We start from the raw sequence: 8,345 nt of genomic DNA, 5'->3' as shown, positions 1-8,345 counted from the left end.
ACCTTTATCTGTTTCTTTTGTTCTTGTATCAGACACAGTTAAGACTGCTGCGTTGATGGTTCTATCTAATTTGACATTCACGTGTTCATTTTTCATTCATTAGGCCTCCTATGTGATTTACTCAACCGAGTAATTGGTTCATTAATTTAATCGCTTCTTCAGGTTTTGTCATGCCATGTATCAACATGCGTCCGCCTGAGAAACTGACGATTCGATGATTGTTGAATTCGAAGCGAATCATATAAGGGTTCGCATGATACTTAATATGATGCGTTTCAAGATATTCCTTCAACATTTCCTGGGTAATATCCTCATTATTGTATTGAACTGTATCTCTTCCGCATAATGTCGCAAACTGTAAATCAGTATGATTTAAATGCGGATAGGTCGCATGTTCACTACACGTATGACAATCAGCTTTAAACATACGACTGAATCCGAATGTATAGTGTGTCCCTTCCCAAATATCACCATAAGTTAATTTAGGCGTAAAAGGTGTTTCAGTCAGGATTTTCAATGCATCACGTGTTTGTAAACTCGTGGTCATGGTTACCGCTGGTTGAATTACCCCTACTGTATCACACGTCATGTTAATGACTGGTAATTGCGGCATCAGACAATTGAAACACGGAGTTTGTCCAGGAATGAAAGCTGCTTCGATATATGTACTTTGTACAACCCCGCCATATATCCAAGGTATATTATATTTATACGCAAAATCATTCACTAATAAACGTGTATCGAAATTATCTGTCGCATCTAAAATTAAATCTACCTCAGTTCCATGCGTTTCTAGAAACTGGGGATTGACTTGAGCGATATGCGCCTCAATGATGACATCACTTCGGATTTCCTGCAGCTTTTCTTTCGCCGCAATCACTTTCGGCATCGCGTCTGTCGCATCTTGTTCTGTAAACAACATTTGACGTTGTAAGTTGCTGAACTCGATGTAGTCACGATCAACAATCGTTAACTGTTTAATGCCCGCTCTGACTAAACCGTCCGCAATGTGTGTTCCTAATGCACCCATGCCGATTATCAGCGCATGTTTTTGCGCAATTTTCTCTTGGCCTTCTCTGCCTATATGTTTAAACAAAATTTGTCTGGAATAACGTTCTGACATCTTTCGATTCCTTTCTTAAAGTGCATTGTCTTTATTATAAGACGAATAGAGACGTGTTACAATCGTTCGAATTGTAGTATGTCACCTAAAATCCGGTCATGCCAATAGAAGACAGACCGGATTGAAACTTTTTATTATTCAGCTGGTACAGAACTTAACGTTATAATTTCATCCGCCAATTGTTCTGCTTCGTAATTAGAATGTGTCACAAAAATAATCGGGATTTGCCATTCATCAAAGAGTCGTTTCACTAAACGCATACTTTCTTCTTTCGTCGCATCATCCAAACTAGAAAATGGTTCATCTAATAAAAGTAAATCAGGACGTGTGCTTAATGCACGTGCTAATGCGACGCGTTGTGCTTCCCCGCCTGATAATCGAGCTGGAAATTGTTTTTGTAAATAACTGATGTTTAATTGATGGATCAACGCTGTAATATGTTCAGAAGGTTGCGCCATAAACGTGATATTTTGAAAAACTGTCATATTCGGAAACAATTGATAGTCCTGAAATAAATAGCCTAAATGACGCTCTTGAATTTTAACATTCACAGATGATTGCGTATCCGTTAACACACGTTCGTTGACTTTGATATAAGCGTTATCTGCAGCCCTTAAGCCTGCGATCATATTCAAAACAGTCGTTTTCCCCACTCCTGAAGGTCCTCGTATCGCATAAATTTTAGGTACTGTATCTTGAATATCTAACTTCAGTAACTGTCCTTTTAACTGATATGTAATTTGGATGGTCAACATCTTAATCCACCTCCAAATAACGATCTTTGTTCATTAAGTTAATCGTACCAATAACAGTAATCGCAAATGCGACTAATACTAATACCCATAGCCAAGCTTGGTTCTCTTTGCCTTGTTCAACTAAGAAATAAATCTCTAAAGGCAACGTATTGGTTTTATTTGGAATATAACCCGCTACCATTAAGGTTGCTCCGAACTCACCGATTGCACGCGCAAATGCCATCATCACACCAGATAAAATAGCACGCTTTGATAGCGGTAAAATCAGTCTGAAGAAAATTTTATTTTCACTTGCACCCATTGTTCGTGCTGTATTCAACATTTTATGATTAATACCTCTAAAACCTTGAATCGTATGTTGATACATTAACGGAAAACTGACAATCACAGAGGCAATAATTGCACCAGTGATTGTGAATATGACAGGCATATGTAAAACATTTGTCATAAATGCGCCTACAGGGCTTCGTGGTGAGAAAACAATTAATAATAAGAACCCCATGACTGTCGGAGGTAACACAATCGGCAGGATAATAATACTCTCAAGAAGTGTCACAATACGTCCACGACGTCGATATAACAGTCTTGAAATTAAAATCCCAAGTACTGTTACAATAATCGTGCTGATTACAGCCACTTCAATTGATATCCAAAATGGCGTTAAATCAGGCATTTCCACTCCTCCTACGCTTCAAATTGATAATCTTTTAAGATTTGTTTCGCTTCATCTGATTTTAAGAACTCAATCCAAGCTTTCGCCGTCTTATTATCAGATGTTGTTCCGGCTTCATAAACAATCGGTTGTTTTAATTTCACCGATTCGATTTCTTTTACTTTATCATTTTTAGTTTTGTTTTTATATAAATCCGTTTTATAAACAAAACCAAGTTGCGCGTTCCCTTTTTCCACATAATTCAAGACTTGACGGACATCTTTCGCAAAGACAAGATGATCTTTAACGCTACTGTATAATCCATTGTCTTTTAAGTAACCTTCTGCGTATTTACCTGCAGGTACAGAGTTCACTTCGCCTATCGCAAGTTTTTGTCCATCTTTTAAATCTTTGACTGATTTTAAATCAGTGCCTTGTTCACCAATTAATACAAGTTGATTTCGCGCATAATCATAAGTGTTATCAGCTTTCTTCTTATCTTTTAACGCTTGGACATCTTTTGTGTTGGCTGACATAAACACATCAACAGGTGCACCTTTTTCAATTTGTTGTCTTAACGATCCTGATCCGCCGTAGTTAAATGTAATATCAACATCTGAATGTTTTTTCTTAAATGCTGTTTCTAAATCTTTCGTCACATCCGTTAAACTTGCGGCAGCTGCGACATGTAAAGTATTTTCTTTTTGATTACTGTTTGTTTCTTTTTTATCATTTGAACATCCAACAACAACTAAGCAGACGCTCAACAATATAACCGCAAAGTATTTCAACTTCATCTTGAAGAAGCCTCCTAAAAATGATTAATTCACTCTCGATTATACGCTTTCGCTCCATAAATTCCAATTTGAATTTAACCATTATCTTTTGTCTTCGCACAAGAAAAAGGCCAATATGACATTGACCTTTTGATTATAATTATAAAATTTGAACAAAACGTTTAAAGGCTTCTAAGCCTTCAGTATCACGTTTAAACACACCTGCATCTTCTAAAACTCGTTTGAATTTCTGACCTACCGCATCTAAAACAATACCTTCAGCATTTTCAGGTGTAAATTGATGTTTCGTTTTTAGTTCATCTGCGAAATCTTGATGCACACCTAAATCTATATCAGTTTCACCTAAAACATAGTGTTCCACTTGTTTAAGCTCATGTTTTAAACGTGCTGGTAAAATCGCAGTTCCCATCACTTCGATTAAACCGATGTTTTCTTTTTTAATGTGTTGTACATCTTGGTGCGGATGGAAAATACCATCTGGATAATCTTCTGATGTTTGATTGTCTCTTAGTACTAAATCTAATTCAAAACGACCTGTTTCTTGACGGTAACGTGCAATCGGTGTGATGGTATGATGACGTTCGCCCGCCTCACTTTGTGCTTTGACTTGAACACTTTCATCACTGTACGCATTCCATTGATTGAAAATATGTTCTGCCGCATCAATGAGTTGTGCTTGATTATTACCTTTTAAACGGATTACACTCATCGGCCAATCTAACAACACCGCTTCTACTTCAGGATAATCATCAATAGTAAAACGTTCTATTTCTGTCGCATTATCCATCGGGAAAGTGTGGCGCCCTGTTTGGTAATGGTTGTGAGACAGGATTGAACCGCCTACAATCGGCAAGTCCGCATTAGATCCCGCAAAATAGTGCGGAAATTGCTTCACAAAGTCTAATAGATTCACAAAAGTTTGTCGTCCGATCTTCATTGGCACATGTTGTGCAGATAATACGATACTATGTTCTGGGAAATAAGCGTATGGTGAAAATTGGAATCCCCAGTCTTCTCCATCTAACTTAATACGCGCAATTCGGTGATTACGACGTGCTGCTTGGGTTACAGAACCTTGGTAACCTTCATTTTCCATACATAACGCACACAAAGGGTAACTTGTTTGTTTTGCTTCTCTTGCTGCCGCAATTTCTTCCGCATCTTTTTCAGGTTTAGACATATTAATTGTAATTTCTAAGTCACCATAGTTCGTTGGTGTATAGAAATGAATATTTTGTGCGATGGCATCTGCCTTAATATAGTGGTTGCGCATACAAATATCATATAAATATTGCGTCGCTTTCTCCGGGCTGTCTTGATACAACTGTCTAAAGTTGCGATTAATAGTTGAAGGTTTCGGTGTGATTAAATCTAATAGTTTCGTTTCAACCATTTCTTTTTGATATACCGCATCTTCTATTAAGTGATGTTCAATCATTCGATTAATCCAGTGTTGTGCAATCGCATTCGGTGTATCAAGCTCTGAGATATCTCTATCCTCATGTTCGATATCTTCTGCTTGTGTAATCTCTAGCACTAGGTTTTGAATATAGAAAGCATCTTCCTTTTCAAAATCCCCATATTCTACTGCATATGAAATAAAGCGTTGTATCAGCTGTTGATTCAGCTTCATGATACGGCCTCCCTTTTTATTTATCTTCGTAGCCATTCGGATGTGCGCGGTGCCAATGCCAAGCAGTTTCAATAATTTCATGAATATCATCATGTTTCGGCTCCCAGCCTAACACGTTACGTGCTTTATCACTTGAAGCGATTAATTTACTTGGATCACCTGCACGACGTTTGCCGATTTCTGATTTAATCTTTTCACCAGTCGCTTGGCGTGCTGCTTCCACAATTTCAATAACAGAATAACCTTGACTGCTGCCTAAGTTGAATGCGCCGCTCTCACCGCCATCTTTTAAGTAACGATACGCTAAAATATGCGCTTCAATTAAATCTGTGACATGTAAATAATCTCTGACACATGAACCATCTTCTGTATCATAATCTACACCGAATATCGTAATCGCATCTCGTTGTCCTAACGCTGCTTCTAATACAATAGGTATTAAATGTGTTTCCGGATTATGATCTTCACCAATCGTACCGTCTTCACGTGCACCTGCGACGTTGAAGTAACGTAATGCTGCATAGTTCATACCATATGCGTTATGACACCAATGCATCATTTTTTCCATCATCAATTTACTTTCGCCATAAGGGTTGGTCGGTGCTTTTTTCGCATCCTCTGTAATCGGGACAACATCTGGTTCACCATAAACTGCTGCTGTTGAAGAAAAGACAATATCTTTTATATCATGTGCTTTCATCACTTCAAGCAACACTTGCATACCATAGACGTTATTATTGAAATAATCTAAAGGTTTCTCTACCGATTCTCCAACTAATGAATAAGCACAAAAATGGAAGACACCTTCAACATTTTCCGTTGCGAACACTTGATTTAAGAATTCGCTGTCACGAATATCTCCTTCATAAAAACGTGCTGCTTTAGGCACGGCACCTCTATGACCTGTTCCTAAATTATCCACCACTGCAACATCATAACCAGCATCTATCAATTGATGCGCTGCATGGCTGCCGATATAACCAGCACCGCCTAATACTAAAACTGACATGATTTTCCTCCTTAAAGTTCGATTGTTTTCACGCCGTCACCGATATTGACATGGTAAAACGATGGCGCATAGCCAATCTTGTCTGTATAAATACGAGAGACTTCATCTTCTAAATCTTTAACTTTTGATTGATGAACTAAAGCAATCGCACATCCTGCGAATCCTGCACCTGTCATACGTGCACCAAGGACTCCATCAACATTTTGTGCAGATTCTGCTAAAGTATCTAGCTCTTTGCCCGTCACTTCATAATCATCCTTCAATGAAGCATGGCTTTGGTTTAATAATTCACCAAAGCGTTCAAAGTCTGATTGCGCTAAAGCATCATACGCTTCTTTAACACGTGCGTTTTCAGTAACTGCGTGACGTGCACGACGACGTATCGTTTCATCTTCAATTAAATGCGCATAATTTTCGAACGTTTCAACGTCTAAATGTCCTAACGCTTCAATATCCAATTCTTGTTGAAGTAACGCTAAGGCTTTCTGACATTCTTCTAACCGTTCATTATATTTAGATTCTGCTAATTCACGACGCTTATTCGTATTCATAATAGAAATCGTGTAATCTCCGAATTCAGTTGGAACATAATGATACTCTAACGTATGCGTATCTAATAAAATCGCTTGATCCTTTTGACCCATACCCACAATAAATTGGTCCATAATACCTGAATTGACACCGATAAATTTATTTTCTACTTTACGTCCAAGTTGAATTAATTCTAAGCGCTCTACATCTAAGTTAAAAAGTTGTTTCATTAACCAAGCAGTCAGCATTTCAATAGAAGCTGAAGAAGATAAGCTTGCGCCGTTTGGAATGTTACCTTCAACGATGACATCAAAGCCTGAGTCAATTTTGTAACCCGCTTCAATTAAAAACTTAACCATGCCTTTTGGATAGTTCGCCCAACTATGGTCAGCATTGTAATCTAAATCATCTAATGAAAATGAAATAATACCTTTTTCTTCAAAGTTCAAAGAGTAAAAACGAATCGTACGATCTTCACGTTTACGTGCTAAACCGTATGTGCCCAATTCAATAGCAGCTGGGAATACATAACCGCCATTATAATCTGTATGCTCTCCGATCAAATTAATACGTCCTGGTGCGAATGCGGCAACATCTGGCTTTGTTTCAAAATGCTTTTCAAATTGCGTTTGCATAGATGCCAACATAATATAACTCCTCTCACAAGGTAAATTTATTAGTAAACACAATTAAAGTTTATTTGTTTACTAAATGTTTTGTCAACACTTTCATTGGTTCTTAAAAGAAAAAGATTGTCGCTCTATTTGTTTCGTTTGTATCACAATATGCATGGCAGATTGACGTGTTTTTTGAATACGTTCTTTTGCCATTAAGACAGCACTTTTACCAAACTGCTCGATATCAATACGCACACTCGTCAATGATGGTGTTACATATTGATTTACATCTAAGTCATTAAATCCGATAACTCCAGCATCTTTAGGGATTGTGACACCTCTTTGTTGGAGGCCTTGAATTAAACCGATTGCGACCATATCATTACCCGCTATCAACACATCTGGGATAGTGTCCGCTTCTGTTATCGCTTCAAAACCATCTTCTCGTTCCCAACCGATTAAATTGCCATTCGGTATCTCATCATGTTGTTGACACCAAGAAAGATATGCGTGATATCTTGCATCATTTTCATATGCTTCTTTCCCATCTAAATTACGTTCTTCACGTATGCCTCCATAATAAGCGATATGTGCATCATGATAAGTGTCCCTGATTTGATTCAGCAGCTGATACATGGCTTGTTCTAGATCAGAGTACACTGCATCGATATAATCAGGAACTTGCTTATTATTAATCACCACCATATTAGGGTTATGGCGATAAATTTCTTTTAAAGCATCCAATGAGAAATTACCGATGACTAACACTGCACCTGCTTTTTTCACATCTTGTAAATCTTGTTTTTTAAATCCTGTTTCAATTCTAAGTGTCTTCTTTAATGTTAAATTTAATTTCTTAATTTCAGACTCTATTGCTAAACGCAATTCACGATGAAACGGGTCAGCCATTTCTCGTCTACGAGACGCATAAGTAATGATTTGAACTTGGCGATTTACACGTTCTGCTTTGTGATATTCAAGTTCTTTTGCGGTATTTAAAATACGAGTTCTTGTACTGTCGGCTACAGACAATGTCGGATCTTCATTAAGTACACGCGACACTGTACCTGGACTGACACCCGCTTGTTTTGCGATATCTCTAATACTTGCCATAATTGACACCCCTCTTTTGTTTACTTTAAGTTTACTACGCTCTGTTTACTTGTACAACTTTTCATTTTAAATAATGAAACATTTCATGCAAATCTTTTTTGTAAATTGAAGTGAT

Annotated in this window: 8 protein-coding genes and 1 pseudogene; all 9 read right to left on the bottom strand. The window is 37.6% G+C overall.

Translation table 11 applies throughout. From position 1 onward, the window contains the following. Window positions 1–96, bottom strand: a pseudogene (locus tag HMPREF2937_RS01600) (molybdenum cofactor biosynthesis protein); the annotation flags it as partial. Window positions 97–121: 25 nt separating this feature from the next. Continuing rightward, a complete protein-coding gene (locus tag HMPREF2937_RS01595) occupies window positions 122–1,123 on the bottom strand; it encodes a ThiF family adenylyltransferase (protein WP_002479604.1) in 1,002 nt (333 codons plus the stop codon). A gap of 134 nt (window positions 1,124–1,257) precedes the next feature. Beyond that, window positions 1,258–1,878: an ATP-binding cassette domain-containing protein gene (locus HMPREF2937_RS01590; protein WP_070863879.1), complete on the bottom strand. Its 621-nt coding sequence runs from the start codon at window positions 1,876–1,878 to the stop codon at window positions 1,258–1,260. Between the two features lies 1 nt (window position 1,879). Next, entirely contained in the window at window positions 1,880–2,551 is a 672-nt protein-coding gene (gene modB, locus HMPREF2937_RS01585) for a molybdate ABC transporter permease subunit (RefSeq protein WP_002479606.1), read from the bottom strand. 11 nt (window positions 2,552–2,562) lie between these two features. Further along, window positions 2,563–3,327, bottom strand: a complete 765-nt coding sequence (modA, locus tag HMPREF2937_RS01580; RefSeq protein ID WP_060803660.1) for a molybdate ABC transporter substrate-binding protein — start codon at window positions 3,325–3,327, stop codon at window positions 2,563–2,565. Between the two features lie 139 nt (window positions 3,328–3,466). Beyond that, a complete protein-coding gene (gene galT, locus HMPREF2937_RS01575; RefSeq protein ID WP_070863878.1) occupies window positions 3,467–4,960 on the bottom strand; it encodes a UDP-glucose--hexose-1-phosphate uridylyltransferase in 1,494 nt (497 codons plus the stop codon). Between the two features lie 16 nt (window positions 4,961–4,976). Beyond that, on the bottom strand, window positions 4,977–5,969 hold the full coding sequence (galE, locus tag HMPREF2937_RS01570; RefSeq protein WP_070863877.1) for a UDP-glucose 4-epimerase GalE: 993 nt from the start codon (window positions 5,967–5,969) through the stop codon (window positions 4,977–4,979). 11 nt (window positions 5,970–5,980) lie between these two features. After that, window positions 5,981–7,147: a galactokinase gene (locus tag HMPREF2937_RS01565; RefSeq protein ID WP_070863876.1), complete on the bottom strand. Its 1,167-nt coding sequence runs from the start codon at window positions 7,145–7,147 to the stop codon at window positions 5,981–5,983. Between the two features lie 81 nt (window positions 7,148–7,228). Further along, window positions 7,229–8,230 carry a LacI family DNA-binding transcriptional regulator gene (locus HMPREF2937_RS01560; protein ID WP_060803657.1) on the bottom strand — a complete coding sequence of 334 codons (1,002 nt, stop codon included), beginning with the start codon at window positions 8,228–8,230 and terminating at the stop codon, window positions 7,229–7,231. Between the last annotated feature and the right edge of the window lie 115 nt (window positions 8,231–8,345).

This window comes from Staphylococcus sp. HMSC061G12, assembly GCF_001838465.1.
Classification (GTDB): Bacteria; Bacillota; Bacilli; order Staphylococcales; family Staphylococcaceae; genus Staphylococcus; species Staphylococcus simulans.
The sequence above is the reverse complement of the archived record's forward strand: the minus strand, read 5'-3'. Positions and strand labels throughout refer to the sequence as shown.

Excerpts from the sequence above, each read along its gene's own strand:
- HMPREF2937_RS01560 (WP_060803657.1), bottom strand. The coding sequence starts at position 8,230 with ATGGCAAGTATTAGAGATATCGCAAAACAAGCGGGTGTCAGTCCAGGT.
- HMPREF2937_RS01590 (WP_070863879.1), bottom strand. The coding sequence starts at position 1,878 with ATGTTGACCATCCAAATTACATATCAGTTAAAAGGACAGTTACTGAAG.
- HMPREF2937_RS01565 (WP_070863876.1), bottom strand. The coding sequence starts at position 7,147 with ATGTTGGCATCTATGCAAACGCAATTTGAAAAGCATTTTGAAACAAAG.
- modB (WP_002479606.1), bottom strand. The coding sequence starts at position 2,551 with ATGCCTGATTTAACGCCATTTTGGATATCAATTGAAGTGGCTGTAATC.
- galE (WP_070863877.1), bottom strand. The coding sequence starts at position 5,969 with ATGTCAGTTTTAGTATTAGGCGGTGCTGGTTATATCGGCAGCCATGCA.
- modA (WP_060803660.1), bottom strand. The coding sequence starts at position 3,327 with ATGAAGTTGAAATACTTTGCGGTTATATTGTTGAGCGTCTGCTTAGTT.
- HMPREF2937_RS01595 (WP_002479604.1), bottom strand. The coding sequence starts at position 1,123 with ATGTCAGAACGTTATTCCAGACAAATTTTGTTTAAACATATAGGCAGA.
- galT (WP_070863878.1), bottom strand. The coding sequence starts at position 4,960 with ATGAAGCTGAATCAACAGCTGATACAACGCTTTATTTCATATGCAGTA.